At 68.2% G+C, this 25,052-nt stretch carries 29 protein-coding genes and 1 tRNA gene; 13 read left to right on the top strand and 17 right to left on the bottom strand.

The window, feature by feature from the left end:
- Positions 1–15 precede the first annotated feature (15 nt).
- Complete coding sequence (locus VK92_RS20460; RefSeq protein WP_027788133.1) at positions 16–1,212, top strand: pyridoxal phosphate-dependent aminotransferase; 1,197 nt, start codon at positions 16–18, stop codon at positions 1,210–1,212.
- A 113-nt stretch (positions 1,213–1,325) separates the two neighbouring features.
- On the opposite strand, the gene VK92_RS20455 is transcribed toward VK92_RS20460, so the two are convergent.
- Both VK92_RS20455 and VK92_RS41925 read right to left on the bottom strand, forming a co-directional pair.
- Positions 1,326–2,435: a lytic transglycosylase domain-containing protein gene (locus VK92_RS20455; protein WP_042973113.1), complete on the bottom strand. Its 1,110-nt coding sequence runs from the start codon at positions 2,433–2,435 to the stop codon at positions 1,326–1,328.
- A gap of 430 nt (positions 2,436–2,865) precedes the next feature.
- Complete coding sequence (locus tag VK92_RS41925; RefSeq protein ID WP_124535574.1) at positions 2,866–3,060, bottom strand: hypothetical protein; 195 nt, start codon at positions 3,058–3,060, stop codon at positions 2,866–2,868.
- On the opposite strand from VK92_RS41925, the gene VK92_RS20450 reads away from it, so the two are divergent.
- Together VK92_RS20450 and VK92_RS20445 are read left to right on the top strand one after the other, a co-directional pair.
- Positions 3,032–4,588, top strand: coding sequence for a UbiD family decarboxylase (locus tag VK92_RS20450; RefSeq protein ID WP_042973112.1), 1,557 nt, complete (start codon positions 3,032–3,034; stop codon positions 4,586–4,588). The two genes, VK92_RS41925 and VK92_RS20450, sit on opposite strands and share 29 nt — an antisense overlap.
- Positions 4,589–4,646: 58 nt before the next feature.
- Positions 4,647–5,315, top strand: coding sequence for a LysE family translocator (locus VK92_RS20445; protein ID WP_048024200.1), 669 nt, complete (start codon positions 4,647–4,649; stop codon positions 5,313–5,315).
- Between the two features lie 124 nt (positions 5,316–5,439).
- On the opposite strand, the gene VK92_RS20440 is transcribed toward VK92_RS20445, so the two are convergent.
- Positions 5,440–5,742: a hypothetical protein gene (locus VK92_RS20440; RefSeq protein WP_021157078.1), complete on the bottom strand. Its 303-nt coding sequence runs from the start codon at positions 5,740–5,742 to the stop codon at positions 5,440–5,442.
- 516 nt (positions 5,743–6,258) lie between these two features.
- On the opposite strand from VK92_RS20440, the gene VK92_RS20435 reads away from it, so the two are divergent.
- Positions 6,259–7,188 carry a Rossmann-like and DUF2520 domain-containing protein gene (locus VK92_RS20435; RefSeq protein WP_048024201.1) on the top strand — a complete coding sequence of 310 codons (930 nt, stop codon included), beginning with the start codon at positions 6,259–6,261 and terminating at the stop codon, positions 7,186–7,188.
- 75 nt (positions 7,189–7,263) lie between these two features.
- Positions 7,264–7,827, top strand: coding sequence for a YggT family protein (locus tag VK92_RS20430; RefSeq protein WP_006488584.1), 564 nt, complete (start codon positions 7,264–7,266; stop codon positions 7,825–7,827).
- 12 nt (positions 7,828–7,839) lie between these two features.
- On the opposite strand, the gene VK92_RS20425 is transcribed toward VK92_RS20430, so the two are convergent.
- The 5 genes from VK92_RS20425 to VK92_RS20405 all read right to left on the bottom strand — a co-directional run bounded on the left by VK92_RS20425 (position 7,840) and on the right by VK92_RS20405 (position 10,834).
- Positions 7,840–8,190: a DUF190 domain-containing protein gene (locus tag VK92_RS20425; protein WP_048024203.1), complete on the bottom strand. Its 351-nt coding sequence runs from the start codon at positions 8,188–8,190 to the stop codon at positions 7,840–7,842.
- A gap of 23 nt (positions 8,191–8,213) precedes the next feature.
- Complete coding sequence (gene crcB, locus VK92_RS20420) at positions 8,214–8,600, bottom strand: fluoride efflux transporter CrcB (protein WP_021157075.1); 387 nt, start codon at positions 8,598–8,600, stop codon at positions 8,214–8,216.
- A 199-nt stretch (positions 8,601–8,799) separates the two neighbouring features.
- Positions 8,800–9,669, bottom strand: a complete 870-nt coding sequence (locus VK92_RS20415; RefSeq protein ID WP_048024205.1) for an SIR2 family NAD-dependent protein deacylase — start codon at positions 9,667–9,669, stop codon at positions 8,800–8,802.
- Positions 9,670–9,857: 188 nt separating this feature from the next.
- On the bottom strand, positions 9,858–10,238 hold the full coding sequence (locus tag VK92_RS20410) for an NUDIX hydrolase (protein WP_021157073.1): 381 nt from the start codon (positions 10,236–10,238) through the stop codon (positions 9,858–9,860).
- A complete protein-coding gene (locus tag VK92_RS20405) occupies positions 10,235–10,834 on the bottom strand; it encodes an NUDIX domain-containing protein (protein WP_048024207.1) in 600 nt (199 codons plus the stop codon). The genes VK92_RS20410 and VK92_RS20405 overlap by 4 nt, the downstream gene beginning before the upstream one ends.
- A gap of 81 nt (positions 10,835–10,915) precedes the next feature.
- On the opposite strand from VK92_RS20405, the gene VK92_RS20400 reads away from it, so the two are divergent.
- From VK92_RS20400 to VK92_RS20390, 3 genes are all read left to right on the top strand, one after another.
- A complete protein-coding gene (locus VK92_RS20400) occupies positions 10,916–11,671 on the top strand; it encodes a DeoR/GlpR family DNA-binding transcription regulator (RefSeq protein WP_021157071.1) in 756 nt (251 codons plus the stop codon).
- Positions 11,672–11,821: 150 nt separating this feature from the next.
- Entirely contained in the window at positions 11,822–12,433 is a 612-nt protein-coding gene (locus VK92_RS20395; protein ID WP_021157070.1) for a chromate transporter, read from the top strand.
- Entirely contained in the window at positions 12,430–12,972 is a 543-nt protein-coding gene (locus VK92_RS20390; RefSeq protein ID WP_048024209.1) for a chromate transporter, read from the top strand. Before VK92_RS20395 ends, VK92_RS20390 begins: the two co-directional genes overlap by 4 nt.
- Positions 12,973–13,055: 83 nt before the next feature.
- Here the strand turns inward: VK92_RS20390 and scpB are convergent, their stop codons facing one another.
- From scpB to VK92_RS20375, 3 genes are all read right to left on the bottom strand, one after another.
- Complete coding sequence (gene scpB / locus VK92_RS20385; protein ID WP_021157068.1) at positions 13,056–13,865, bottom strand: methylmalonyl-CoA decarboxylase; 810 nt, start codon at positions 13,863–13,865, stop codon at positions 13,056–13,058.
- Positions 13,862–15,085: a CaiB/BaiF CoA transferase family protein gene (locus VK92_RS20380; RefSeq protein ID WP_048024211.1), complete on the bottom strand. Its 1,224-nt coding sequence runs from the start codon at positions 15,083–15,085 to the stop codon at positions 13,862–13,864. Before VK92_RS20380 ends, scpB begins: the two co-directional genes overlap by 4 nt.
- A gap of 61 nt (positions 15,086–15,146) precedes the next feature.
- Entirely contained in the window at positions 15,147–16,469 is a 1,323-nt protein-coding gene (locus VK92_RS20375; RefSeq protein ID WP_048024213.1) for an MFS transporter, read from the bottom strand.
- Between the two features lie 170 nt (positions 16,470–16,639).
- Here VK92_RS20375 and VK92_RS20370 point away from each other — a divergent pair, with 170 nt between their 5' ends.
- The 3 genes from VK92_RS20370 (at position 16,640) to VK92_RS20360 (ending at position 18,784) form a co-directional block, all read left to right on the top strand.
- The gene (locus VK92_RS20370) at positions 16,640–17,569 is read left to right on the top strand and encodes a LysR substrate-binding domain-containing protein (protein WP_021157065.1); all 930 of its coding nucleotides are present in this window, start codon (positions 16,640–16,642) and stop codon (positions 17,567–17,569) included.
- A gap of 123 nt (positions 17,570–17,692) precedes the next feature.
- Complete coding sequence (locus tag VK92_RS20365) at positions 17,693–18,034, top strand: DMT family transporter (RefSeq protein WP_048024214.1); 342 nt, start codon at positions 17,693–17,695, stop codon at positions 18,032–18,034.
- A 123-nt stretch (positions 18,035–18,157) separates the two neighbouring features.
- Complete coding sequence (locus tag VK92_RS20360) at positions 18,158–18,784, top strand: LysE/ArgO family amino acid transporter (RefSeq protein ID WP_048024216.1); 627 nt, start codon at positions 18,158–18,160, stop codon at positions 18,782–18,784.
- Between the two features lie 11 nt (positions 18,785–18,795).
- On the opposite strand, the gene VK92_RS20355 is transcribed toward VK92_RS20360, so the two are convergent.
- The 3 genes from VK92_RS20355 to VK92_RS20345 all read right to left on the bottom strand — a co-directional run bounded on the left by VK92_RS20355 (position 18,796) and on the right by VK92_RS20345 (position 21,781).
- On the bottom strand, positions 18,796–19,956 hold the full coding sequence (locus VK92_RS20355) for an enolase C-terminal domain-like protein (RefSeq protein ID WP_048024217.1): 1,161 nt from the start codon (positions 19,954–19,956) through the stop codon (positions 18,796–18,798).
- A 339-nt stretch (positions 19,957–20,295) separates the two neighbouring features.
- Positions 20,296–20,640 carry a cupin domain-containing protein gene (locus VK92_RS20350; RefSeq protein WP_027788152.1) on the bottom strand — a complete coding sequence of 115 codons (345 nt, stop codon included), beginning with the start codon at positions 20,638–20,640 and terminating at the stop codon, positions 20,296–20,298.
- 235 nt (positions 20,641–20,875) lie between these two features.
- Positions 20,876–21,781, bottom strand: a complete 906-nt coding sequence (locus VK92_RS20345; RefSeq protein ID WP_048024219.1) for an Imm72 family immunity protein — start codon at positions 21,779–21,781, stop codon at positions 20,876–20,878.
- 255 nt (positions 21,782–22,036) lie between these two features.
- Here VK92_RS20345 and VK92_RS20340 point away from each other — a divergent pair.
- Positions 22,037–22,111 (top strand) — tRNA-Gly (locus VK92_RS20340).
- 133 nt (positions 22,112–22,244) lie between these two features.
- Positions 22,245–23,012 (top strand): tRNA (guanosine(46)-N7)-methyltransferase TrmB, encoded by a 768-nt coding sequence (trmB, locus tag VK92_RS20335; protein ID WP_021157058.1) that lies wholly within the window; start codon positions 22,245–22,247, stop codon positions 23,010–23,012.
- Between the two features lie 110 nt (positions 23,013–23,122).
- On the opposite strand, the gene VK92_RS20330 is transcribed toward trmB, so the two are convergent.
- The 3 genes from VK92_RS20330 to VK92_RS20320 all read right to left on the bottom strand — a co-directional run bounded on the left by VK92_RS20330 (position 23,123) and on the right by VK92_RS20320 (position 24,930).
- Positions 23,123–23,953, bottom strand: a complete 831-nt coding sequence (locus VK92_RS20330; RefSeq protein WP_021157057.1) for an undecaprenyl-diphosphate phosphatase — start codon at positions 23,951–23,953, stop codon at positions 23,123–23,125.
- 81 nt (positions 23,954–24,034) lie between these two features.
- Positions 24,035–24,616 carry a DUF1439 domain-containing protein gene (locus VK92_RS20325; protein ID WP_027788156.1) on the bottom strand — a complete coding sequence of 194 codons (582 nt, stop codon included), beginning with the start codon at positions 24,614–24,616 and terminating at the stop codon, positions 24,035–24,037.
- The gene (locus VK92_RS20320) at positions 24,613–24,930 is read right to left on the bottom strand and encodes a YkgJ family cysteine cluster protein (protein ID WP_048024222.1); all 318 of its coding nucleotides are present in this window, start codon (positions 24,928–24,930) and stop codon (positions 24,613–24,615) included. The genes VK92_RS20325 and VK92_RS20320 overlap by 4 nt, the downstream gene beginning before the upstream one ends.
- Between the last annotated feature and the right edge of the window lie 122 nt (positions 24,931–25,052).

The following is a 25,052-nucleotide window of genomic DNA, read 5'->3' as shown; positions in this document are numbered from 1 at the left end:
TCCCCTGCCCGCCCGATGAATACCGCCACCGATTCGCTCGTCAAGCTCGCCGCACGCGTCGACGCGATCCAGCCCTTCTACGTGATGGAACTGATGAAGGAGGCACAGCGTCTCGAGTCCTCCGGGCGCGATGTTATCCACATGGGCATCGGCGAGCCGGATTTCACCGCGCCGGAGCCGGTCGTCGAAGCGGCTGCGGCCGCGCTGCGCCGCGGCGTCACTCAATATACGAGTGCACTCGGCATTGCACCGCTGCGCGAGGCGATCGCCGCGCACTACGCGCGTGCCTACGGCCTCACGATCAGCCCGGAGCGGATCGTCGTGACGGCCGGCGCGTCGGCTGCGCTGCTGCTCGCGTGCCTCGCGCTCGTCGGGCGTGACGACGAGGTGCTGATGCCCGACCCGTCGTATCCGTGCAACCGGCACTTCGTCGCGGCGGCCGAAGGCCGCGCGGTGCTCGTGCCGAGCGGCCCGGACGCACGCTTCCAGCTCACCGAGGACGACGTCCGCACGCGCTGGGGCGACCGCACTCGCGGTGTGCTGCTCGCATCGCCGTCGAACCCGACCGGCACGTCGCTCGAACCGGACGAGCTGAAGCGGATCGTCGAAGCCGTGCGCGCACGCGGCGGTTTCACGATCGTCGACGAGATCTACCAGGGGCTCAGCTACGACGCGGCGCCCGTGTCGGCGCTTTCATTCGGCGACGACGTCGTCACCGTGAACAGCTTCTCCAAGTATTTCAGCATGACGGGCTGGCGGCTCGGCTGGCTGGTCGTGCCGCCCGCGCTGGTCGGCACGTTCGAGAAGCTGGCGCAGAACCTGTTCATCTGCCCGTCCGCGCTCGCGCAGCACGCGGCGCTCGCCTGCTTCGAGCCGGCGGCGCTCGACATCTACGAAGCGCGCCGGCTCGAATTCAAGCGCCGCCGCGATTTCATCGCGCCGGCGCTCGAACGGCTCGGCTTCACGGTGCCCGTGATGCCGGATGGCGCGTTTTATGTGTATGCGCACTGCGGCGGCGTCGCCCACCCGGCGGCCGGCGACAGCGCCGCGCTCACGACGGCGATGCTGCATGACGCAGGCGTCGTGCTGGTGCCCGGCATGGACTTCGGTGTCCATGCACCGCGCGACTATATCCGCCTGTCCTATGCGACGGCCTACTCGCGGCTCGAGGAAGCGGTCGAACGGCTCGCGACGTTGTTCGGGCAGCACTGAGCCTCGGCCGGCACGCCGGCGGCTTCTCGCGCCACAAAAAGCAAAAGGCACCCTGATCGGGTGCCTTTTTCATGTCCTGCCGACGGAACCGAGCAGTGCGCTAGCGCCGGGCGTTACGCGCCGAGCTCCGAACGGTCGCCGTGCGACTTCGCGGTATCGACGCTCGCGTCGTCCTGCGGCGCGGCTTCCTTCGATGCCGTCGACTTCGCCGACGTCGTGGTTTCGAGCGTCGCATGCACGCGCTTCGCGCCGCCCGCTGCCGCCGTCACGGCAGCGGCCGTGACGATCGGCTTCGCCGGCGCCTGCGGCGCGTTGACCGGCACGCTGCGGCCGTGCGACACGTCGCGCAGGCGACTGCGCTCGGCCATCACCTTCGCGCCGTATGCGGTGTCGTCCGGGTTCGTCGAGCCGTTGTACAGGCGCAGGCCGTTCGCGAGCGAACCGCCACGTGCAATGCAGTCCTTCAGCACGAGCGCACCGACCTGGAGGTTCGCGAGCGGCTGCAGTGCGGTATCGGTGCCGCCGAAATACTCGAACTTGTCGGAATGGACCTTCGACATGACCTGCATCAGGCCCTTCGCGCCGACGCCGCTTTCGGCGTACGGGTTGAAGCCCGATTCGATCGCCATCACGGACAGCAGCAGCAGCGGATCGAGGCCGACGTCACGGCCGGTCTGGAACGCAGCCTTGACGAGCTGGCCGAGCGGCTCCTGCGCGACGCGGTAACGGCGCGACAGGTACGTCGCGACCAGCGCCTGCTCGCGATTCGACGCGAGCGCACGGTCGTCACGCGCATCGGCCGCCACGCGCTGGGTCGGGATCAGCTTCGCCAGCGCAACGGGCGACGGGCCGTTGCGGGCGGGATCGGATGCATCGCCCTGCGCGTTGGCTTCCGGTGCGACGTCGAGGCCGACCGCAAGCGCGTCCGTTTCAGGGCTGTCTTCCTGCTGCGGCTGCGCGCCGGCGGGCGCGAAGTTCGGCAGCGGATGGCCGGTCAGCAGACGGGCCGGGCCGGCTTGCACGGCCGCGGATACGACCGGCATCAGCTTCGCGGCAAGCGTGCCGCGCACGGTTGGCAGCAGCCACAGTGCGAGTGCAACCGCGACCGCGAGACAGCCGACTACGCTGAATAGATGGTGACTGACACGCGTCCCGCGACGCAGCATGCTGCGCACGAATTGCGCATGCTGCTCACTAGGACGCCACGATAACCAAGCGTTCATTCAGATCATCTCCCATGAACATGACTCGTGCGGCTCGCTCAGCTCGATGGCGAGACAGGTAACGCGCCGCGGAATCACGACGCCGCACGCCTTGGTCGGGGCGTGCAGACATCGGGGAAACGGTATAAGTACCGTTCGAGGCCACGGTGTAAGAGGGCCGGCACCTTCGCACACTGGGCGAGGCGGGCATACGCGGTGGCACCCACGCAAAAAACCAGCGTCTGGTGGCGCTGGCTGAGACTACGACTAAGGCCGTCGGATACGCCGTGCAGGTATCGGCGGACGGTGACGCGCTGCGTCAAAGATCGGTGATTGGCGGCTCGAAGCCTTTTACCCTGCAGCCAATGTGAGCGGATTCTAGCAGGGTTTTATAGATCGTCAACACTATAAAACCTTGAAATTATAACAAAAAGTAATTTACGAACACTCTTCAGATCGCGAGCCCCGTGCCGTAGGGGGTTTGCGCGCGGTCGACTTTTTTCTCCGCCGGGCGGGCATGCGGCGGCGCGGGTAAAATCGTCGGTCGATTCGGGGCCGCAGCCGGCCGCTGCGCCCGCCCATCGCTGCCCGCCACGCGGGTGGCCCGGACCATCTTCATGAAATACAAAGACTTACGCGATTTCATCCAGCGCCTCGAGGCGCTCGGCGAACTGCGGCGCGTCACGCAGCCCGTGTCGCCCGTGCTGGAAATGACCGAGCTGTGCGACCGCGTGCTGCGCGCCGGCGGCCCTGCGTTGCTGTTCAACGCACCGACCGGCTACGATTTCCCGGTGCTCGGCAACCTGTTCGGCACGCCGCGCCGCGTCGCGCTCGGGATGGGCGTCGACGCGGGCGACGACGCCGCGCTCGATTCGCTGCGCGATCTCGGGCGCCTGCTGTCCGCGCTGAAGGAACCCGATCCGCCGAAGAGCCTGAAGGACGCCGGCAAGCTGCTGTCGCTCGCGAAGGCCGTGTGGGACATGGCGCCGAAGTCGGTGTCGTCGCCGCCCTGCCAGGAGATCGTCTGGGAAGGCGCCGACGTCGACCTGAACAGGCTGCCGATCCAGACCTGCTGGCCCGGCGACGCGGGGCCGCTCGTCACGTGGGGCCTGACGGTCACGCGCGGGCCGAACAAGTCGCGGCAGAACCTCGGGATCTACCGGCAGCAGCTGATCGGCCGCAACAAGCTGATCATGCGCTGGCTCGCACATCGCGGCGGCGCGCTCGACTTCCGCGAATTCGCGCTGCGCAACCCCGGCAAGCCTTATCCGGTCGCGGTCGTGCTCGGCGCCGATCCGGCCACGACGCTCGGCGCGGTGACGCCCGTACCCGATTCGCTGTCCGAGTACCAGTTCGCCGGCCTGCTGCGCGGCAGCCGCACGGAGCTCGCGAAGTGCCTGACGCCCGGCGTCGACACGCTGCAGGTGCCCGCGCGCGCGGAGATCGTGCTCGAAGGCTTCATTTATCCGCAGGAAGGCACCCCCGCCCCCGCTCCGGCCGGCGCACCGCCGCGCCCGGCCGGCAACGCGTCGGCCGCGTACGAACACGCGCTCGAAGGCCCCTATGGCGACCACACCGGCTATTACAACGAGCAGGAGTGGTTCCCCGTGTTCACCGTCGAGCGCATCACGATGCGCCGCGACGCGATCTACCACTCGACCTACACGGGCAAGCCGCCTGACGAGCCCGCGGTGCTCGGCGTCGCGCTCAACGAGGTGTTCGTGCCGCTGCTGCAGAAGCAGTTCACGGAGATCACCGACTTCTACCTGCCGCCCGAAGGCTGCAGCTACCGGATGGCCATCGTCCAGATGAAGAAGAGCTACGCAGGCCACGCGAAGCGCGTGATGTTCGGCGTGTGGAGCTTCCTGCGGCAGTTCATGTATACGAAGTTCATCGTGGTCGTCGACGAGGACGTGAACATCCGCGACTGGAAGGAGGTGATCTGGGCGATCACGACGCGTGTCGACCCCGTGCGCGACACCGTGATGGTCGACAGCACGCCGATCGACTATCTCGACTTCGCATCGCCGGTGGCCGGCCTCGGTTCGAAGATGGGACTCGACGCGACCAACAAGTGGCCGGGCGAGACCAGCCGCGAATGGGGCCGCCCGATCGAGATGGATGCCGCCGTGAAGGCGCGCGTCGACCGGCTCTGGCAGGAGATCGGACTCTGACGCCACGCGGCCGGCGCCCGCCGGCCCGTGGATTGCCATTGCAACAAGAACAACGAAGATGACCTTTCCGCCCGCCTCCATGCTGTCCGACGGCTTCTTTCTGTCGCTGTCGCTCTGTCTCGACATCGGCCTCGTGAACGTCGCGATGCTGTCGCTGACGCTGTCGCACGGCTTCCGGCCGGGCTTCTGGCTCGGCATCGGATCGTGCGTCGGCGATCTCGTCTATGCGGCGCTCGCGCTCGCCGGGATGGCCGTGCTGCTGCAGTTCGAGCCGGTGCGCTGGATCGTGTGGATCGGCGGCGGCGCGGTGCTGCTTTTCCTCACGTGGAAGATGGCGCGGGAAGCGCTGGCGCCGGCCAAGGCGGCGGGCGACGATGGCGAGGATACGCCGCAGCCGCGTGCGAGCGCGCGGCGCAGCTTCCTGCGCGGCATGCTGCTCGCGATGTCGTCGCCGAGCGCGATCCTGTGGTTCGCGGCGGTCGGCGGCGCGCTGATCGCGAAAGCCGGCGCGACCACGCCGGCCACCGCGTCGGTGTTCCTGTCGGGCTTTTTCCTCGGCGGCCTCGCATGGACGCTCTTCATGTGCACGCTCGCGAGCCAGGGCCGCAAGCGCGCGGGCGCGGGGCTGATGCGCGCGTGTCACGTCGCGTCGGCGCTGCTGTTCGCGTATTTCTCGTATAGCGTGATCGTCGGCGGCTACCGCGACCTGATCGTGCACGCGGTGTAGTCGCAGCCGGCCTGCACGGGCCGCTCATCGAGGCCGGGCGGCAGCCCGAAAAGAAAAACGGCGCAGCGCCCCGCTCGGGACGCTGCGCCGTTTTGCCGCACGCGGTCAGGCCGCGCGGGACGAATCAGCGACGCCAGCCGTGATGGCCCCAGCCGCCGTAACCATGGCGCCAGTACGGGCGACCGTAGTAGCCGCCATAGCCGCCGACGACCACGGCGGGCGGCGGCGCGTAGTAGGCAGGCGCCGGCGCGTAATAGACGGGCGGAGGCGGCGGCGCGTAGTACACGGGCGGCGGCGGTGCATAAACGGGATACGCGGGTGCGACCGGGATACCGATGCCGACCCCGATCGACACGTGAGCCTGCGCAGCGCTTGCGGCACCCAGGCCCAGCGCGGCGGCGGCGATGAACGGAATGAGCTTTTTCACTTCGATTCTCCTGCTGGAGCGGTATTTTATGCGCCCCTGTCGGCAACGGCGGGCATGCACGTCGCATGGAAGCAATGTAGCGAAAACGCGCTCCTCACGTATCGGGCATTTGTTGCAAATTGCAATCGCACGCGGCCGGAACCGCCGTGCGGCGCGGCTCGCAGCACCTTCGGCGGCCCTTGCGGGCCGCGCGGTTCCGTCCGACGAGTCGGGTCGCGACATCATGGCCGGTCAGTCTTACCGGATACGGCGCGTGCGGCGGGCACGCGATCGTAATGAACGATTACAAATTCGAGACAAGATGCCGACGTTTCAAGCCGGACACCGGTTCGGTATATTTCGGGGTCGGATTCCAGGATCGTGAATCGACCGTGGTGCCCGGGCGTCGATAGATATGTCGTTCGCGCCGCGTATCTGTCAGCCACGCACGTGTCCGCACGGAAGCTGCCCTTTCGCGGCCCCGCCGTCATTCCTGCGATACTGGCGGTTGCTTCGTTTTCGCTTACGTTCGCTGCCATGTCCGTCCCCGACACACCCCGCCTCGGCTTCATCGGCGCCGGCCGTCTCGCACGCTGTGTCGCGCAGCGTTTCGCGCAGGCCGGCTTTCCGGTCGTCGCGATCGCGAGCCGCACGCCCGCATCGGCCGCGGCCCTCGCGGCGCGCATCGACGGCTGCCAGGCGGTCGACACGCCGCAGCAGGTCGCCGACGCCGCCGACCTGATCTTCCTGACGGTGCCCGACGACCATCTCGCGTCCGCCGCCGCGGCGCTGCGCTTCGACGCATCGCGCGCCGCGCGGCAGGCCGTCGTTCACTGCAGCGGCGCGTCGGCCGTCGCACTGCTCGATCCGGCGAAGCAGCAAGGCACGGCCACGGGCGGCTTCCATCCTCTCTACCTGTTCGGCGGCACCGACGCCGATCTCGCCCGCATCGACGGCTGCTCGGTCACGATCGAAGCCGACGGCGCATTGCATGCGACGCTGATGCGACTTGCCGCCGCACTCGGCTGCCATCCGCTGTCGATTCCGGCCGGCGGCCGGATGCTTTATCACGCGGCCGCGCACTACGCGGCGAGCTTTGCGCTGTGCGGGCTGGCGGAAGCGGTCGAGCTGTGGCGCGGCCTCGGTTTCGACGAGGAAGCCGCGTTGCGCGCGCTGCTGCCGATGCTGGCCGGTACGATCGAGACCGCACGCGACAAGGGGCTCGCGAACGCGCTCTCGGGCCCCGTGTCGCGCGGCGATACGGGCATCGTCGAACGCCAGTTGGCACTGCTTGAAACGCTAGGCGGCGATCACGCGACGCTGTACGCGTTGCTGACGCGCCGCGCGGTCGCGCTCGCGGCGCAGCGCGCGACGCCGCCGGCTTCGCTGCCGGCGCTCGCCGAAGCCGTCGAAACGTCACTCGCGCGCACGGCCGCGCACCCCTCCCCGTCGCGAGACGAGGCGTGATAAGGTGTCGGCCGATGCGCCGCCATCCGGCGTTGGCGGCCGCACGCTACTGACCGTATAAAAAGGATGCCAACGATGTTCGGCGAGATCGCCCGTTTTCTGCTCAATACCGTCTTCACGCTGTTCGGCGCCGCGCTGATCCTGCGCGTCTGGATGCAGGCCGTCCGCGTGCCGCCGTACAACCCCGTCACGCAGGCCGTGCTGCAGGCGACCAACTGGCTCGTGCTGCCGCTGCGCCGCGTCATCGCGGGCGTACGCGGCATCGACTGGGCCAGCGTCGTCGCCGCCCTCCTCACCGCGCTCGTCTATGTCGTGCTGATGGTCGTGATGGCCGGCTTCGACCCGGCCGCGGTGATCGCGACGCTCGTCGTGGTCGCGCTGCTCACCGTCGTGAAGTGGGCGCTCAATCTCGTGATCTGGATGACGATCCTGATGGCGCTGCTGTCGTGGCTCAACCCGCGCTCGCCGGCCATGCCGATCCTCTATCAGCTCACCGCGCCGTTCCTGAACCCGCTGCGCCGCGTGATCCCGAATCTCGGCGGCATCGACCTGTCGCCGATCCTGCTGTTCGTGATCGTGCAGGTGCTGCTGATGATCGTCACGCGCGCCGCCGTGTCGCTGACGATGTTCGGCATCTGACGCCGTCGCCCCCTACACCGCCGGCCCCTGCGCCGGCGGTGCGCCGAGCGTGTCGATCACGCCGAATTGCGCCGGCATCATCGCGTAGCACACGCGCACCTTTTCCTGCGACAGCCTCGCGAGCAAGCGCTGCGCCTCGTCCTCGGTGACGATGAATTCGACCTCGATGGCGACCGACCCCTGCAGCTCGAAGAAGCGATCCTCGTGCAGCACGCGATGCTGGCCGAAGCCGGCCATCGCGCGAAACGCGGAACCGCCCGCGACGCCCATCCGGTTCGCCTCCTCCAGCAGCCATTCCCACAGCGGCTTCCAGTGCAGCCGGTGCTGCTCGTGCACGTAGAAGCGCAAGAAGATCCTGTCCATCGCTCCCTCCGATGGCGGCACGCTCAGGCCGCCGCGAGCCATGCGCGCGCGGTCCACATGCCGAGCGCCGTCAGCGCGAACGATCCAGTCAAGTGTAGGGCAGCCACCGCAAACGCCCATCCCAATTCGCCCTGCAACGCATGCGTCATCACTTCGACCGAATAGGTCGAGAACGTCGTGAGGCCGCCGAGAAAGCCCGTGATCACGAACAGCCGCCACTCGGGCGGCAACCCGACGCGGGTCGTGAACACGACGGCGGCGATGCCGATCACGTAGCCGCCGATCAGGTTCGCGGCGAGCGTGCCGAGCGGCACGGCGGGAAAGAATTCGTTGAGCGCGAGGCTCAGGAACCAGCGCAGCAATGCGCCGAGCCCGGCGCCGACGAAGATCGCGACGATCGAATAGAACAAGGGCGCTCCCGTTCGATGAAGCGGCTGGATTCAGCCGCCGGCCCCGGTCGCCCGGGGTGATGTCCGGGCCGCACGCATGCGGCGCGCGTGCGGGCGGCACTGGCTGAACTGTATGCGGATTCGCGTCGCGCCTGCAACGGCCGCCACCGGCGGGATGCCCGCCCGTTCGCGTGGCGGGTACCCGCACGTTCACACACGGTCACGCGCGTTGCCAGGCTGCGTCGAGCGCCCCCAGCGTCGCCAGCGCGCCGCCCTTCAGGCCGATCACGTCCGCACGGCGCGCATGCGCTTCACGCGCGTTGATGCGGATCACGTCGGCGCCGAGCCGTTCGCTCAGCAGGCGCACGGTCGGGATCGCGGTGCCCGCGCCGATCTCGACCACGGCGACACGCCCGGCCCGCGCGATCCAGTCTTCCAGCGCGCGTTCCTGCGCGTCGTAGCGCGCACCGAGCCAGCCGGTGTCGCCGAACATCAGGATGTTCGGCCGCGCGAGGCCGCCGCAGCGCGGGCAGCGAGGCATTTCGCCGACGAGGCGGCAGGTGGTTTCGTCGACGTCCGGCACGAACGGCGCCGCATCCCACGTGTCGTCCGAGCAGGGGCGCAGGCACTGCATTACGTGGATCGAACCGTGGATCTCGACGATCCGCGCCGGATCGAAGCCGGCTTTCTGGAACTGGCCGTCGACGTTGCTCGTCAGGACGAAGCCGCCGTCCGGCATCGCGTCGATCCAGCGGCGCAGGATCGCGAAGCCCGCATGCGGCACCGTCGCACGGTAGAGCGCGAGGCGGTGCCCGTAGAAGCCCCATGCGAGCGGCGCACGCGCGCGGAACGCGTGCGGCGACGCGATCTCGTGGAATTCGAAGCGCTCGTGGCGCAGCGCCGGATACGCGCGCCAGAACCCGTCCGTGCCGCGAAAATCGGGCAGCCCGGAATCGACGCCGATACCGGCGCCGGCCGTCACGAGCAATGCATCGGCGCGCGCGAGCGCGGCAACGGCGGAAGCGACGAGATCGGCGGGCAGTTGCGCGGCGGCGGCAGCAGTGAAATCAGCGGAATCGGAGAGCGGCATGACGGGGCGTCGGTGGCGTCGGACGGTGCGCGGGTAGCGTCGCGATCATACGCCGGTTCGCGCGCAGCGCGGCATGCATGAGGTGCACGATGCAACGGCATGACGCGACGCCCGCCCGCCCGGCCGCGGGCGGTGCGGGCGAGCGTCGCGCGGAGCCGCCTGCACCGCCTTGGCCGGGCGCCTCCTGTTCAGCGATCCGAATCGTCCTGCACGACCGGAATGTCGTCGACCGAGAAATAGACGGCCTTGCCGAGCTGCCGCGCGAGGGCGACATCCGCGTCGGCTCCGCGCGACGCGCCGTCGATCCGCCATACCGCATCGCAGCGGCGCAGCAGCCGGTGCGCGGCCGGATACAGGAACGCCTCGCTGACTGCATCGCCGACCTGTCGCGACCCGGCCGCGACGGCGAGCGGCAGCGACACCCACTCGCCGATCATCGGCACATGCCCGCGGCGATACACGGCGAGCGCCGCCTCCTCCAGCCGGTGCAGGTTCGCGGCGATGCGCGCGGGGTCGCCGTCCGTGCCGCTGCGGTAAGGGCCGGCGACCAGCACGAGCAGCGGCGTCATGCCGTGCGCGCGCCGGCGGTTTCCCGCAGCGCGACGTACTGGAGCAGCATGATCGTCTTCGCGTCGACGATCTCGCCGCACTCGACCGCATCCAGCGCCGCCTGCAGCGGCATCTCGACGACCTCGAGATCCTCGCCCTCCTCCGCGACGCCGCCGCCGTCGCCGGTGCGCAGCGACGCATCGTATTCACCGACGAAGAAATGCAGCTTCTCCGTCACCGAGCCCGGGCTCATGAACGCCTCGAACACCTTGCGCACGCCGCGCACGCGGTAACCGGTCTCCTCCTCGGCCTCCGCGCGGATGCGCGCCTCGGGCGTCGCGTCGTCGAGCAGGCCGGCGGCGGCCTCGAGCAGCATGCCGTCGTGTCCGCCGACGAACGCCGGCATCCGGAACTGCCGCGTCAGCAGCACGTCGCCGGTATCGGCATTGCGCAGCAGGATGGTCGCGCCATTGCCGCGATCGTAGGTCTCGCGGCTCAGGCGCTGCCACGTTCCGTCGCGGCGCAGGAAATCGAACGTCACCTTCTTCAGCACATACCAGTCATCGGACAGCACCGTCGTATCGACGATGCGGACACGGTCCCGCGTTGCAGCCATCCCAGCCTCCGGTTCGACAAAAGACGGTGCCCATGGTAACGTGCAGATTCGTGCAATTTCAAGAAAATTCGTGCAAACCTGATGCTGACGACACAACGCAAGAAAGCGATCCTCGACGCACTCGCGCGCGACGGCCAGGTGCTGGCGGTCGAGCTGAGCGCGCAATTCGGCGTATCCGAAGACACCGTCCGCCGCGACCTGCGCGAGCTCGCGGCCGAGGGCCTGCTGCAGCGCGTGCATGGCGGTGCGCTGCCGGCGTCGCCGGCCGTTGCGCCGTTCGCGCAGCGCGAAACGCTCGAGACGGCGGAAAAGCGGCGCATCGCACGCCGCGCCGCGGAGATGATCGCGCCCGGGCAGGTGGCGATCGTCGATGGCGGCACCACCTCGGCGCTGCTCGTCAGCCAGTTGCCGGCCGACCTGCGCGCGACGATCGTCACGCACAGCCCGAGTGTCGCGGTGGCGCTCGCCGCGCATCCGTCGATCGACGTGATCCTGATCGGCGGGCGGCTCTACAAGCATTCGATCGTCGCCGTCGGCGCGGCGGCCATGGAAGGCATTGCGCGCATCCACGCGGATCTTTACTTCATGGGCGTGACGGGCGTGCACCCGGTTGCGGGGCTCAGCACCGGCGATTTCGAGGAAGCGGCGATCAAGCGCGCACTGGCCGAACGCGCGGCCGAGACCGTCGTGCTCGCATCGCAGTCGAAGCTGCGCGCGGCGTCGCAGTTCGTGATCGGCGAGCTGACGCTGGCGCACACCGTGGTGGTCGAAAAGGAAACCGACGCCGCGTTGACGAAGCCGATCGAAGCGGCGGGCGTGACGGTCGTGCGCGCGTAGCGTCGGTCGTGGCCGAGGCGGATGGGCTGGATATGTCCGTCGTATCACCTGCGTGCTTTCATCACGCCAACACCTCGCCGATGTCAGCGTGCTGACAGCGTCCGCTTGCTAACATGGGCGCCCACCCCATCGCCACGCACCGCACGCCCGATGCCCCCGCCCTCCGCCACCTCCCCGTCGGCGCCGCCCGCAGGCGACGCGCCGACGCCCGGCGTCCTCGCACTGTTCATTGCGTTCTCGCAGATCGGCCTGACCAGCTTCGGCGGCGGGCTCAGCGGCCGGATGATGCGCGACTTCGTGTACGAGCGCCGCTGGCTCGACGAGGAGGCGTTCCTCAACGGCCTCGCGCTGTCGCAGGCGCTGCCGGGCGTCAACGTGAAGAACCTCGCGATCTGGATCGGCTACCGGCTCGCCGGATGGCGCGGCGCCGTGGCCGGCTTCACCGGCATCATCGCGCCGCCGGCCGTGCTGATCGTGTTGTTCGGCATCGCGTTCTCGACCCTCACGCGCTTTCCGCTCACGCACGTCGCACTCGCCGGCGCGGCGGCCGCGGCGATCGGGCTGTCGATCTCGATGGCGATCACCGCCGTGCGTCGGTTGCCGCGCCGCGCGCTGCCGTTCGCGGTGACGGCGCTCACCTTCGTGTCGGTTGCGGTGCTGCACTGGCCGCTGGTGTGGACCGTGCTGGTCGGCGGCACGCTGAGCGTCGCGCTCGAATACCGCCGCGCAGCCGCCACACCGGCCGGGCGCGACACACGATGACCGCATCGCAACGCTACGCCGCGCTGTTCGGCGTGTTCGCGCCGCTGTCGATCGCGACGATCGGCGGCGGGCAGGCGATCATCGCCGACATCCAGCGGCAGGTGGTCGACGTGCATCACTGGATGACCGCCACGCAATTCGTGAACGATTTCGCGATCGCGCGAATGGCGCCGGGCCCCGGCTCGCTGCTGGCGACGCTGATCGGCTGGCAGGTGGCCGGTTTCTGGGGCGCGGTGATCGCGACGCTCGCGCTGTTCGGCCCGACGGCGTTCCTGATCTACGGCGTCGCGCATCTGTGGCGGCGGCACCAGGGCGCGCGCTGGCAGATCGCGCTCGAGGGCGGCCTGCGCCCGGTCGCGGCCGGCATGATCCTCGCGTCGGTGTGGGTGCTGCTGCAGGCGCTCGACGGCGGCTGGGCCGCGCGCGCGATCGCGGTCGCGTCGACGCTGTGCGTGATGTATACGCGCGTCCATGCGCTGTTGTTGATCGCCATCGGCGCGCTGCTGCTCGTCGGCGTGCACGCGATCGGCGGCGCGTAACGCAGGCCGCCTCGCACCGCGGAACCGCTCGGGCACGTGAACGCAGCGGGCCTGTTCACGCCGATAGCGGGCTTGCGCCGGCCCTACGCGCCGCGAAACACCGGCGCGCGCCGCTCCGCAAACGCGCGCAGCCCTTCGTCGAAGTCCTCGCCTTCGCACGCGTGCCGGCGCAACTCGGCGATCCGTTCGAACGCGTCGGCCGGCAACGGCCGCGCATCCTGCAGCACGCGCAACTGCTCCTTCACCGCGTGCACCGCAAGCGGCGCCTTCGCGGCGATCGTGCGCGCGACGTCGAGCGCCGCCTCGTCGACACCGCCTGCTTCCGCCAGCCGGTTCACGAGCCCGTGATGCGCGGCGCGTTCCGCATCGAGCGGCTGCGCGCAGAAGAACATCTCCTTCAGCACGTGGATCGGCAGGTTGTCGTGGAAGCGCAGCAGGCCGCTCGTCGAATACGGCAGGCCGATGTTCGCGGGCGTCATCGCAAAACGCGCATCGCGCGCCGCGACCACCAGGTCGCAGCTCATCACGAGATCGACCGCCCCGCCCCACGCCGACCCCGACACCGCCGCGATCACCGCGCCCGGATAAGTCCGCACGCGCCGCAGCGCCCGTTCGAGCGGCTTGCCGTACGCGAGCGGATCGCGATCGTCGGCCAGCTCGCGCAGATCGTGCCCCGCGCTCCACACGTCGCCGCTGCCGTCGTTCGACAGGATCACGACGGGCGGAGGACGGTGTTCGGCCAGCGCATCGAGGCGCGCGACGAGCGCATCGAGCAACGGCGCGTCGAGCGCATGCCGTCGCGCCGGATTCGCGAACCGCACGCGCGCGATCCGTTCGCCGACCATGTCGACCGTGACGCGCGACGCGCCATCGTGTTTCGTCGTGTCGCTCATTGCACGGCCTCCGCCACCGCTTCCGCCTGGAAGATCGCACGCCCGGCCAGCAGCGTGTCGATCGCGTCGTCGTCGTAGCCCGCTTCGCGCAGCACGTCGACCGTATGCTCGCCGAGCAGCGGCGGCGCATGGCGCGTGCGCGGCGCCGGCACCGCGTCCCCCATCCCGCCGAGCGGCGTGACGACCTGGCGCAGCGTGCCGAGCGTCGGATGCACGACCGGTTCGACCAGCCCGCAATGCGCGAGCTGCGGATCGTCGAACACTTCGTCGAGCGTGTTGATCGGCCCCGCCGGCAGCCCGGCGTCGACGAATCGTTGGGTCCATTCGCGCTTGCCGCGCATGCGCAACCGGCCTTCGAGCAGCGCTTTCAGTTCGTCACGGTGCGCGACACGCGCATCGTTGGTCGCGAAGCGCGGATCGTCCGGCAGTTCGGGCAGATCCAGCAACTGGCAAAGCCGCAGCCACATGTCGGTCGTGATCGGCGCAAGGTTGAGCGGCCCGTCGGCCGTCTCGAACACGCCGTACGGCGCGATCACCGCATGCGCATTGCCGGTGCGGCGCGGCACGTCGCCGAGGCTCAGGTAGCGTTGCCCGTGCACGCTCAGCAGCGACACGAGGCTTTCGAGCAGCGACGTGCCGACATGCTGCCCGCGCCCCGTGCGCTCGCGCTCGAACAGCGCCGCCATCACGCCGGTCGCGACCCACATCCCCGAGCTGAGATCGCCGATCGCGGTGCCCGTGCGGGTCGGCTCGCCGTCGGGAAAACCGGTGAGGCTCATCAGCCCCGCGTAGCCCTGCGCGATCTGGTCGAAGCCCGGCCAGTCGCGCAACGGGCCGCGCGGGCCGAACGCGGTGACGCTGCCCATCACGAGCCGCGGGTCGCGCGCGCTCAGCGCGGCGTAACCGAGCCCCATTGCGTCCATCGTGCCGGCCTTGAAATTCTCGATCACGACGTCGGCCTGCGCGATCAGCCGGCGCACGACGTCGAGGCCGGCCGGCTGCCGGAAATCCACGCAGATGCCGCGCTTGTTGCGGTTGCAGGACAGGTAGTACGTGCTCACGCCGCGATCGAACGGCCCCCACGCGCGGCTCATGTCGCCGTGCGGCCCCGACTCGACCTTGATCACGTCGGCGCCGAGATCGGCGAGCACCATCGAGCAGAACGGCCCCGACAGCGCGCGGCTCAGATCGACGACCCTGATTCCTTGTAATGCCTGCATTCCGGACTCCTGAGATTGATGACTGGGTGTGGCTTGTTTCCGAACGATCGCGGCGCACCGCTCATTCGGGCAGCGTCTGATGGCGCGTTTCGACCGCGAACGGCAGGATCAGGATGCCGAGCCCGAACGCGGCCGCGGTCCATGCGACCGGCACGCCGAGCGATCCGTAACCGTGAATCGCGGCGCCGAGCAGGAAGTTCACGCCTGCGCCGATGAAGCGGCCGACCGACGCGTTGAACGCGAACGCGGTGGCACGCACGCGTGTCGGGTACTGCTCGGGCAGCCACAACGAGAAGATCGCGAAATTGCCGCCGAAGAAACCGAGAAACGCGAGCGACACCATGAACGCCGCGAGCCCGTTCGGCTGGTAGAACGCCCAGCCGAACGCGAACACGATCGAACCGGCCATGCCCGCGAAATACACACCGAGCGCCGTGCGCCGGCCAAGCCGTTCGGAGAGCCACGGCGCAACCAGGCAGCCGGCGATCGTCGCGCACGACAGGATCGCCGCGCCGATCGACGCGAGCCGCAGCGCGCCGATGTGATCGATGCCCGCACGCGCCGCCAGCGTCGTGACCGCGCTCGCCTCGTACACGGAGCCGGCCCACAGCCCGACGATCGCGACGCCGACCAGGCTCGCGCTCGTCAGCGTGCGGCGCAGGAAGGCCGGCGCGAAGATGTCGCGCAGCGGATGCGCGCGCCGCGCGTCGGCCACGTCGCCGTCGCGTGCGTCGTGCCGGCGCCACTGGCCGGGCTCCTTCACGCGCATCACGGTGAACACGGCGAGCAGCGCGGGCGCGAGCCCGCACAGGAACATCGCACGCCACCCGTAGGTCGCGCCGATCGTATAGTTCAGGCACGCCGCGATGAAGAAGCCGAAGTAGTAGCCCGTCTGCAGGTAACCGGCGCCCATCTTGCGGCGGTCTTCCGGCCAGCTCTCGGCCACGTAGGTGCCCGCGAGCGCCCATTCGCCGCCGACGCCGATCCCGGCGATCAAACGGCACGCGGCCAGTGCCCACACGTCGTGCACGAACGCGGCCGCGCCGGTGAACACCGAATAGATCAGGATGCTCGCGGCGAGCGTGCGCACGCGGCCGAAGCGGTCGGCGAGCGGCCCCCAGATGAACGACAGCCCCCAGCCGATCAGGAACAGCGCGAACAGGATCGAGCCGTACATCCCGAGATTCGCGGGCGTCGCCGCGATGCCGGACGCCGGCAGCAGCTCGGTCAGCGCGGGAATCAGCACGAGCGCGTAGATCACCGAATCCACGCCGTCGAGCACCCAGCCCGCATACACGGCCCAGAAGCCCTTGACCTGCTCGCGCGTGAGCGGCGTGCGCCGCGGCTTCGCGCCGGCCGCCGGCGCGTCGATCGCCTTGAACATCTTCGTCTCCTTGCCGGCGGGGCCGGCGCTTTTGCCGCGTCCGGTCCGGGATGGCCGGCAGGCTGGCTCTTGTGTGAGACGAGTATAGAAACCCCATCGATCGGGGAAAAATATGATATTCATCTTGCTCGATCGGATTGGCTTATGGCTTGAATCGGGAGGCGGCGGCGATGGACTTGAGGCAGTTGCGCTATTTCGTGAAGGTCGTCGAATGCGGCAACGTCACGCATGCGAGCGAGGCGCTGCATGTCGCGCAGCCGGCGGTGAGCCAGCAGATGCGCAATCTCGAACAGGATCTCGGGATGCAACTGCTCGAACGCAGCGTACGCGGCGTCGCACCGACCGCCGCCGGCCGCACGCTGTACCGGCATGCGCTCGAACTGCTGCGCCAGGCCGACGGCACGCGCGAGCTGCTGCGCCGCGACGCCGACACGCCGCAGGGCCGCGTGACGGTCGGGATGCCGTCGAGCACCGCGCGCGTGCTGGCCATTCCGCTCGCCCGCGCGGTGCGCGACCGCTACCCGGGCATCATGCTGGAACTGATCGAGGCGCCGAGCGCCGATCTCGACACGCTGCTCGAACGCGCACGGCTCGATCTCGCGATCGTCGTCGACGCGGTCGAGACGCGCGGCATCGCGATCCACCGGCTGCTGACGGAAACGCTGTACCTGATCACGTGGCCCGAATTCCCGGTGCCGGACGATCCCGTGCCGCTCGATGCGATCGCACGGATGCCGCTCGTCCTGCCGAGCGCACCGAACACGATCCGCAACCGTGTCGAATGGGCGATGCGCGAGGCCGGGCTGTCGTACGAGATCGGCTTCGAGGCGAGCTCGACCGGGCTGCTGTTCGCGGCCGTGATGGCGCAGCTCGGTGTGACGATCCTGCCGTGGACGGCCGCGCACGTCGAGATCGAGGAACGCAAGCTCAAGCTGTCGACGGTCGCGCACCGGCTGTTCGCGCGCGACCTGTCGCTGTGCTGGCACGATACGGCGCTCGTCAGCAACGCGGTACAGAAGGTGAAAGCCGAGATCGTCCGGCTGTTCGACACGCTCGGGCAGCGACCGGAGTGGGCGGCCGGCAACACCGACCGCGCATGACTGGCGCGGCGCATGCCTTGTATTGCCCTTCCGCGCGTACTAAGCTGCTTTCGTTCTGGGTACCGCTGACACCTCCACTTCTCCTCGCCGCTCGGTATAAGCGTCGGGGGAAGGAGGCCGTTCGTGTCCCCGCTCCAGTCTGCCTGGCTTCTGCTGGGCGTCAGTGTCCTCGCCGAAGTGCTCGGCTCCGTCGGCCTCAAATACTCGGTCGGCTTTTCCCGCCCGCTCCCGTCCGCGCTCACCGTCGTCTGTTATGCCTGCGCCGTCTGGCTGATGGCGCTCGCGACGAAGCGGCTCGAAATGGGGCTCGCGTACGCGAGCTGGGCCGCCGCCAGCACCGCGGCCACGGCCGTGATCGGCATCGTCTGCTTCGACGAATCGGTGTCGTCGCTGAAGCTCGCCGGCATCGCGCTGACCGTTTGTGCGCTCGTCGCGCTCAACCTCGGTGAGGCGGCGACGCGCTGACCGGTGGCGGGCCGGTCGTCGACGCATGGGCGCCAGTGGCATTGACAATGCCCCCGCGCGGCCCTTAACGTTTCGTTCATCGTAACCATCACCGGTTCAGCTTAAGAGGTTGTCGGCCCGCTCGTGCTCGACACCTCTGCCTTCATCGAAGGCCTGCTGCTTGGCGCCGGCCTGTTCACGTCGGTCGGCCCCAAGGACGCCTTCGTCATCAAGCGCTCGATCTCGAGCCCCCATCTCTTCTCCATCGCCCTCGTCTGCGCAGGCAGCGACGCGCTGCTGATCGCGCTCGGCGCGCAGGGGTTGTCTGCACTGCTGTCACGGCATCCCGGTGTGGTATCGGCCGCGCTGTGGGCCGGTATCGCCTATCTCGCCGGTTATGGCCTGCTCGCGCTGCGCTCGGCGATCCGGCGGCGGCAGCCGGAGCACGTCGACGATCCACACGCGCGCCACGCCCCCGCGCTGTTGCGCACGCTGCTCGCGACGGCCGCGGTGTCGCTGCTCAATCCGTATGCGTGGATCGATACCGTGCTGCTGCTCGGCACCGTGCTCGTGAGTCACGCGCCCGCCGAACGCGCGCCGTTCGCGTTCGGCGCGATGGCGGCTTCGCTCGCATGGTTCCTGACGCTCGCCTATGGCGCACGCGCGTGCCGTGCGTGGTTTGCCCGTACGCTGGCGTGGCGCGTGCTCGATTTGTTCGTCGCGGCGATGATGCTCGGCTTCGCGATGCGTTTCGCGATCGACGCGCTTTAGCGCTTTGGGTGTCAGCGGCCCGATACCGCGCGAAACGCGCGATGCGCGCCGGCATGCCGCTCGAAACCGATGCCCGGTGCCTGCGGCGTGCGCGCATGACCTGCGTCGACGGTTTCGCCATCGGCGAGCCCGCTGAACGGATCGAACGCGAACGGATTGACTTCCGCACCGCCGAGCCCGAGCGCAGCGACGACGTGCAGCGAGAACAGGTGGCCGCCATGTGGCCAGAACGCGTCGCGCCGCCAGCCGCGCGATGCGAAGTGCTCGACGATCTGCAGGTATCCCGGCAGCCCGTAGCAATGCACGGGGTCGAACACGAGCACGTCGCGGTCGGGACGCAGGCCGCCGTAGCGGTCGAGCAGCTTCGCTTCCGCGAGCGAGAACAGCGCTTCGCCGGCCGCGATCGGCGGCGCGTAGCGCGTGGCGACGTCCGCCTGGAGCGGCAGGTCGAGCGGATCGCAGATGTCCTCGAACCACCAGAGGCCGAACGGCTCGAGCATCGCGACGGCAATATCGACGGTCGTCGCGTCGTACGTGTTCATCGCGTCGACCGCGAGATGCGAACTGTCCGCCAACTGCGTGGCGGCCGCTTCGATGCGCCTGCTGTCCTGAGCGACGTCCGTGCCACCAATCTTGATCTTCGCGTGCGTGTAGCCAAGGTCGGCAATGCGGCGCATCTCGTCCGACAGGCGCGCGAGATCGTCGTGCGGATAACGATAACCACCGCCCGCGTACACACGCACGCGCGGTGCCGCCGTGCGTCCAAGCCGGTCGGCCAGAAAGCGATTGAGCGGCAGGTCGGCGATTTTCGCGGCGGCGTCCCAGATCGCCATGTCGAGCGCGCCGATCGCCACGCAGCGTTCGCCGTGTCCGCCCGGCTTTTCGCCGGCCATCATCGCGTGCCACGCGCGGAACGGGTCGAGGTTCGTGCCGGCTTCGTCGGCGAGCGCGTCGGCGGCGGCCAGCAGGCGCGGCGCGAACCGTTCGCGGATCAGGCCGCCCTGCGCGAAGCGGCCGACCGATGCGTAGCCGTAGCCCGTCACGGGGCGGCCGTCACGCACGACGTCGGTGGTGAGCGCGACGACACTCGTCGTCAGGCCGCCGGATGGAATGGCCGGGTCGGCATAGCGGGAGACGGGAATCGTGCGTTCGCGGATGTCGGTGATACGCATGGTCGGGGTTCCGGGGTGGCGACCGGCGCAAGCGAACGAGGTACGCGATGCGACCGGAACGGTGGGCGGATCGCTGCATCATAGGGGTTTGGGCGATGACGCGCAGGCCGGCGCGGCGATCGCCTTTTCGAATCGGCCGGCGCACCGCCTGGACGGAATGCGCCGGTGTGTGCCGGCTTGAACGAGCACGCGGTTGAACGCATCGCCGGGGCTGGCGATTTGACCGCGCACACCGCATCGGCCACGCAGTCGCGCGAAAACGTGCGGTCGCCCGGAGGGCGCGAACCTCGAAGGTATCCGGACGACGACGGTATGCGTGGCTCGAATCTACCGGCCCGCTCAGGCGAAGACGAAGTACTTGCGCACCGTCTCCACCACTTCCCAGGTTCCTTTCATGCCGGGTTCGATCACGAAAACGTCGCCGGCTTTCAGGTGCACCGACTCCTCGCCTTCCGGTGTGATGATGCAGTAGCCATCGAGGAAGTGGCAGTACTCCCATTTCTCGTAGTTCACCTCGAACTTGCCCGGCGTGCAGATCCAGGTACCCATGATCTTGCTGCCGTCCTTGGAGAGGTACGCGTTGAGGTTCACGGTGTGCGGATCGCCGCCGATACGCTTCCACTTGGTCGCATCAAGGACCGGCGTCGGGCAGGTTTCGCGCAAAACGGTGATGAAATCGGACATGTCAGCTCCAGACTAACGTTCGTGTAAGAGGCTTGTCACGTTAGTGCGAAAGCGTGGTCGGGACTTGCATGCTTCCGACACCGACTCGTCTATTTTCGACACCGGCCTGCGGGGAAGCGCACGGCGGCGCGTTTCGTTCGGCGTTGGCGCTGCGGTGCCACCTGACGATGCGGTCGGGCTTTGTCAGTAACCGGTGCGCGGACAAGCGCTCTCCTGGCAGGCCCCGTAGCGTCGGTCAGGCGACAGGCTTGGGGAAGTAAGTTTCCTCCTCCGCCGGAATGCTGCCATCCCGGTAACGCTCGTCTTCCCACAGCAGCCACCAGCGCACCTCATGCTCGTCGTTCGTACCTTCCAACAGGTACTTGTGGGCAACACTGCCTTTGAGGAAGTAGCTCGGACAGCCCACCTTGCCGAACGGAAACCACGGCTCCCAGATACCCTCAACAGGAATCTCCTGGTCGCTGCAAACCTCGCCGCTTGCGGATTCGTTCTTCGGCGGACAGGGAGGAAGCGATGCAGGATAGGTGCGACCGGGTGGCCAATATCGCCATGCAGGAAGGGGCGCGTTTTCGAACATGGATTCATAGGTCCAGTGCTCGCATACGCGGGTCCCGCCATCCGCACGTGTTCCGTATGCAAGCATCCCGGTATAACCGAATCCGACCGTGCACTTGAGCGCGTAGCAAATCAATCTCTCGATCCATACCCCCTCCGCGAACCCGGTGGCATACACCGGGTCCGAAAAGTTGGTGTCCTTCAGTCCCAGTGAATGAAAAAACGGATCGTATTTACGACCGATTTCAAGCGCACTCCGTCCAAACAACAGGTCGCCACCTTGCTGGCTTCCTCTAACCAACGCGTCGTATGCTCCTCGTTTGTCGAGACCTCGGCGCAATGCATCGATGCCCAGATCCATGTGCACCAGTGCCCCCGAGAAATCATGCGTGTAGGCTTCCTCGAGCTCGACCTGATTTGGGCTCGGTGTGTCCAGTTGTTTTGCGTACGCGCCGAGAAAGTCCCGATACAGTCCAACGGCGTATTCCAGGAACGTGACACTCGTCCATTTCTTGAGCAGGTAGAACGCCTTGGCCCGCGCATCCTGTTCCTGCTCGGGGGTCATGGTCAAAATATTCAACATCATTGAACCTGTTCGTCCGTCGATTATTTGCCGCCATCGGCTATGCGGCACATCCATTGGGCCATTGAAATTCGGCTCCGATGCTACAGCGCGCCGAAGAGATGTGCCTTCAGCCAGGACGGTAGATCCCGTGAATAACGAGGGCTCACCCGCCACTGCGCGCGACGCCAACGGTCCGGCATCGAACCCTGTCAGTTGCTCTGCACCGAACCTCCCGCTTGCCATCCCGACCCGAACCCCTGTAGAATCACGCGTTCTGCGGGCGTCGTATAATGGCCATTACCTCAGCTTCCCAAGCTGATGACGTGGGTTCGATTCCCATCGCCCGCTCCACTTTCCGGCTGCATCGCAGCCTGCGCAAAAGCCGCCTCGTCGAAGGCGGCTTTTTTGTACCATGTGCCGGTTCACCCGGCGCACTGCTGCGCGCAACGGGCCCTCGCCCGCAACCGAGCCTTTCTCTGTACCGATGATGCACGACGATCCGAACGAAGCCGGCCTGCCGCCGCACGACGACGCCATTCCTGACGAAGCCGCCGAAGGTGCCGACGCCGTCAATCCGCTGCACCACCGCCGCATCCGCAGCTTCGTGACGCGCGCCGGCCGCGTGTCGACCGGCCAGCGCCGCGCGCTCGACGAACTCGGCCCGCGCTTCGTGGTGCCGTATGCGCCGGAGCTGCCCGACTGGAATGCGGTGTTCGGCCGCAGCGCGCCGCGCATCCTCGAGATCGGCTTCGGGATGGGCGCATCGACCGCGGAAATCGCCGCGAACCGCCCCGGCGACGACTTCCTCGGCGTCGAAGTGCACGAGCCGGGCGTCGGCGCGCTGCTGAAGCTGATCGGCGAGCAGGATCTGCCGAACATCCGCATCATCCAGCACGACGCGGTCGAGGTGCTCGAGCACATGCTTGCGCCGGAAAGTCTCGACGGCGTGCACATCTTCTTCCCCGACCCGTGGCACAAGGCGCGCCACCACAAGCGCCGGCTGATCCAGCCGCCGCTCGTCGCGCATCTCGCGTCGCGCCTGAAGCCCGGCGCATACATTCACTGCGCGACCGACTGGCAGAACTACGCTGAACAGATGCTGGAAGTGCTCGGCGCGGAACCGACGCTCGAAAACACCGCCGCCGACTACGCCCCGCGCCCCGACTACCGCCCGGTCACGAAGTTCGAACGGCGCGGGCTGCGCCTCGGCCACGGCGTGTGGGACCTGGTGTTCCGCAAGCGCGCCGGCTGAGCCTTCCCGCTGCGGCGGCGCATGCCGCCCGGATCCGGATAAAAAAAGCCCGATCGGTTATCTGCCGATCGGGCTTTTCTCATTGGAGGCGCGCCCGCCTCGGTGCCGCGTCACGCCCAGTTCAGCCAGCCGCTGTACCCGACCAGCAGCACGAACAGCCCGAACGCGATCCGGTACCACGCGAACACCGTGAAATCGTGCGTCGCGACGTAGCGCAGCAGCCAGCGCACGCACACGAACGCACTGACGAACGCGGCGACGAGGCCAAGCGCGAACAGGCCGAGCGAATCGACGGTGAACGCCTGCCAGTCCTTGACGGTTTCATAGAGTGTCGCGCCGAAGATGATCGGAATCGCGAGGAAGAACGAGAATTCGGTGGCGACGCGCCGGTCGAGACCGAACAGCATCCCGCCGATGATCGTCGAGCCCGAGCGCGACATGCCGGGAATCAGCGCGAAACACTGCGCGATGCCGACCTTGAGCGCATCGAGCGGGGTCAGCGCGTCGACCGACACCACGCGCGGCGGCTCGCTGCGTTCGCGCTGCCGCGCCTCGGCCCACAGGATGATCGCCCCGCCCACGACGAGCGCGAACGCGACGGGTACCGGCGAGAACAGCACCGCCTTGATCTTCTTCTCGAGCAGGAGGCCGAGTGCGATCGCGGGAATCGTCGCGATCACGACGTTCAGCGTGAAGCGCCGCGCATCGGGCCGGCTGGGCAGCCCGGATACGATGGACGCGATCCGTTGCCGGTATTCCCAGCAGACCGCGAGAATCGCCCCGAACTGGATCACGACGTCGAAAGTCTTCGCGTGCGAATCGTTGAAATTCAGGAAGCTGCCCGCGACGATCAGGTGACCGGTGCTCGACACCGGCAGGAATTCCGTCAGCCCCTCGACGACGCCGAGGATCAAAGCCTTGCAGATCAGGATCCAGTCCATCCGTGGCCCAACTCCGAAATGGTCGAATGAATGGGCCACTCTTCCACGCGCGGCCCCCCTCCGGCCGGGCGCGGTTCGTCGTCACTTTTCGACGATCGCCACGCGTATGCCGTTTGTAAGAATCGTAATTGTACCGGGTTCGTAGTTCACCCCGGCAAATTGCAGCTGTTCGGGCTTGAACGTGTAGATCGGATAGTTGGTCAGCAACTGCGTCGCGAGCAGGCCCGCGGCCGCGCCGACCTGTTGCGCGTACATCTGCGCGTCGCCGTCGAGCGCGAGGCTGTCGACGGCCGGCGACTTCAGCACCACCGAACGGCTCGGTGCGTCGTAAGCAAGCTGGCCCGACACGGTGAACTTGCCGCTGACGGGCGCGCGCAGGAACGGGCTCGCGAAATGCGCGTCGAGCTGCACGGCGACGCGGTTCTGGTCGGGCAGCAGGTTGACGGCCGGGTTCGCGAGCGACACGTCGACGACCTGCGCGACCGTCTTCTGGTACGGGAACTTGCGGGCGACGGCCTTCTGCACGTCGCCGCGCGAGAACGTGTAGTGATCGGGGATGAACGGGAAGGTCGACGCGCACGCGGCGAGCGACAGCGTCACGCCGACGGCGCCGACGGTTGCGGCGAGGAAACGGCGCCGGCCGGGCGCGCAAGGTGCGGTCATGCTGAACACTCTCCTGGTTGCGACGGCCGCGTCGCGGCCTCGAGACGCGTGAGCCACGCGAGCGCGTCGTCGCGCGACGCGCCGCACATGTCCGCGGCCGGCTGCAGCCCGGAACAGCACGCGGGCCGCTCGGGGCGGCCGAAGATCCGGCAGCGCAGGTCGTCGCCGAGCTGCACGCAGCGCACACCGGCCGGCTTGCCGTCGGGCATGCCCGGAATCGGGCTGGAAATCGACGGCGCGATGCAGCACGCGCCGCAGCCCTCGCGGCACGCATGCGGCGGCAGAACATCGGCAGGCGCCGGGCGGACAGGCATTTCGACGGACACTCGGCTCTCTCGAACGAACAACAAAAAACGGTGCGGCAACCGGACGCGGTGCCGGCAGCCCACCCCGCATTGTGCCATCGCCGGCTGCGACGTTATTACACAATGCAGCT

This window comes from Burkholderia sp. LK4 (assembly GCF_001043615.1).
Lineage (GTDB): Bacteria > Pseudomonadota > Gammaproteobacteria > Burkholderiales > Burkholderiaceae > Burkholderia > Burkholderia cepacia.
The sequence above is the reverse complement of the archived record's forward strand: the minus strand, read 5'-3'. Positions and strand labels throughout refer to the sequence as shown.

Bases quoted from the DNA above. Each gene is read 5' to 3' on its own strand.
- VK92_RS20355 (WP_048024217.1), bottom strand. From the start codon at position 19,956: ATGCGTATCACCGACATCCGCGAACGCACGATTCCCGTCTCCCGCTAT.
- VK92_RS20375 (WP_048024213.1), bottom strand. From the start codon at position 16,469: ATGTTCAAGGCGATCGACGCGCCGGCGGCCGGCGCGAAGCCGCGGCGC.
- VK92_RS20435 (WP_048024201.1), top strand. From the start codon at position 6,259: ATGTCCGTCCCCGACACACCCCGCCTCGGCTTCATCGGCGCCGGCCGT.
- scpB (WP_021157068.1), bottom strand. From the start codon at position 13,865: ATGAGCGACACGACGAAACACGATGGCGCGTCGCGCGTCACGGTCGAC.
- VK92_RS20370 (WP_021157065.1), top strand. From the start codon at position 16,640: ATGGACTTGAGGCAGTTGCGCTATTTCGTGAAGGTCGTCGAATGCGGC.
- VK92_RS20455 (WP_042973113.1), bottom strand. From the start codon at position 2,435: ATGAACGCTTGGTTATCGTGGCGTCCTAGTGAGCAGCATGCGCAATTC.
- VK92_RS20395 (WP_021157070.1), top strand. From the start codon at position 11,822: ATGCCCCCGCCCTCCGCCACCTCCCCGTCGGCGCCGCCCGCAGGCGAC.
- VK92_RS20330 (WP_021157057.1), bottom strand. From the start codon at position 23,953: ATGGACTGGATCCTGATCTGCAAGGCTTTGATCCTCGGCGTCGTCGAG.
- VK92_RS20425 (WP_048024203.1), bottom strand. From the start codon at position 8,190: ATGGACAGGATCTTCTTGCGCTTCTACGTGCACGAGCAGCACCGGCTG.
- VK92_RS20390 (WP_048024209.1), top strand. From the start codon at position 12,430: ATGACCGCATCGCAACGCTACGCCGCGCTGTTCGGCGTGTTCGCGCCG.
- trmB (WP_021157058.1), top strand. From the start codon at position 22,245: ATGATGCACGACGATCCGAACGAAGCCGGCCTGCCGCCGCACGACGAC.
- VK92_RS20320 (WP_048024222.1), bottom strand. From the start codon at position 24,930: ATGCCTGTCCGCCCGGCGCCTGCCGATGTTCTGCCGCCGCATGCGTGC.
- VK92_RS20450 (WP_042973112.1), top strand. From the start codon at position 3,032: ATGAAATACAAAGACTTACGCGATTTCATCCAGCGCCTCGAGGCGCTC.
- VK92_RS20405 (WP_048024207.1), bottom strand. From the start codon at position 10,834: ATGGCTGCAACGCGGGACCGTGTCCGCATCGTCGATACGACGGTGCTG.
- VK92_RS20430 (WP_006488584.1), top strand. From the start codon at position 7,264: ATGTTCGGCGAGATCGCCCGTTTTCTGCTCAATACCGTCTTCACGCTG.
- VK92_RS20325 (WP_027788156.1), bottom strand. From the start codon at position 24,616: ATGACCGCACCTTGCGCGCCCGGCCGGCGCCGTTTCCTCGCCGCAACC.
- VK92_RS20415 (WP_048024205.1), bottom strand. From the start codon at position 9,669: ATGCCGCTCTCCGATTCCGCTGATTTCACTGCTGCCGCCGCCGCGCAA.
- VK92_RS20380 (WP_048024211.1), bottom strand. From the start codon at position 15,085: ATGCAGGCATTACAAGGAATCAGGGTCGTCGATCTGAGCCGCGCGCTG.
- VK92_RS20410 (WP_021157073.1), bottom strand. From the start codon at position 10,238: ATGACGCCGCTGCTCGTGCTGGTCGCCGGCCCTTACCGCAGCGGCACG.
- VK92_RS20400 (WP_021157071.1), top strand. From the start codon at position 10,916: ATGCTGACGACACAACGCAAGAAAGCGATCCTCGACGCACTCGCGCGC.
- VK92_RS20460 (WP_027788133.1), top strand. From the start codon at position 16: ATGAATACCGCCACCGATTCGCTCGTCAAGCTCGCCGCACGCGTCGAC.
- VK92_RS20345 (WP_048024219.1), bottom strand. From the start codon at position 21,781: ATGATGTTGAATATTTTGACCATGACCCCCGAGCAGGAACAGGATGCG.
- VK92_RS20350 (WP_027788152.1), bottom strand. From the start codon at position 20,640: ATGTCCGATTTCATCACCGTTTTGCGCGAAACCTGCCCGACGCCGGTC.
- VK92_RS20445 (WP_048024200.1), top strand. From the start codon at position 4,647: ATGACCTTTCCGCCCGCCTCCATGCTGTCCGACGGCTTCTTTCTGTCG.
- VK92_RS41925 (WP_124535574.1), bottom strand. From the start codon at position 3,060: ATGAAATCGCGTAAGTCTTTGTATTTCATGAAGATGGTCCGGGCCACC.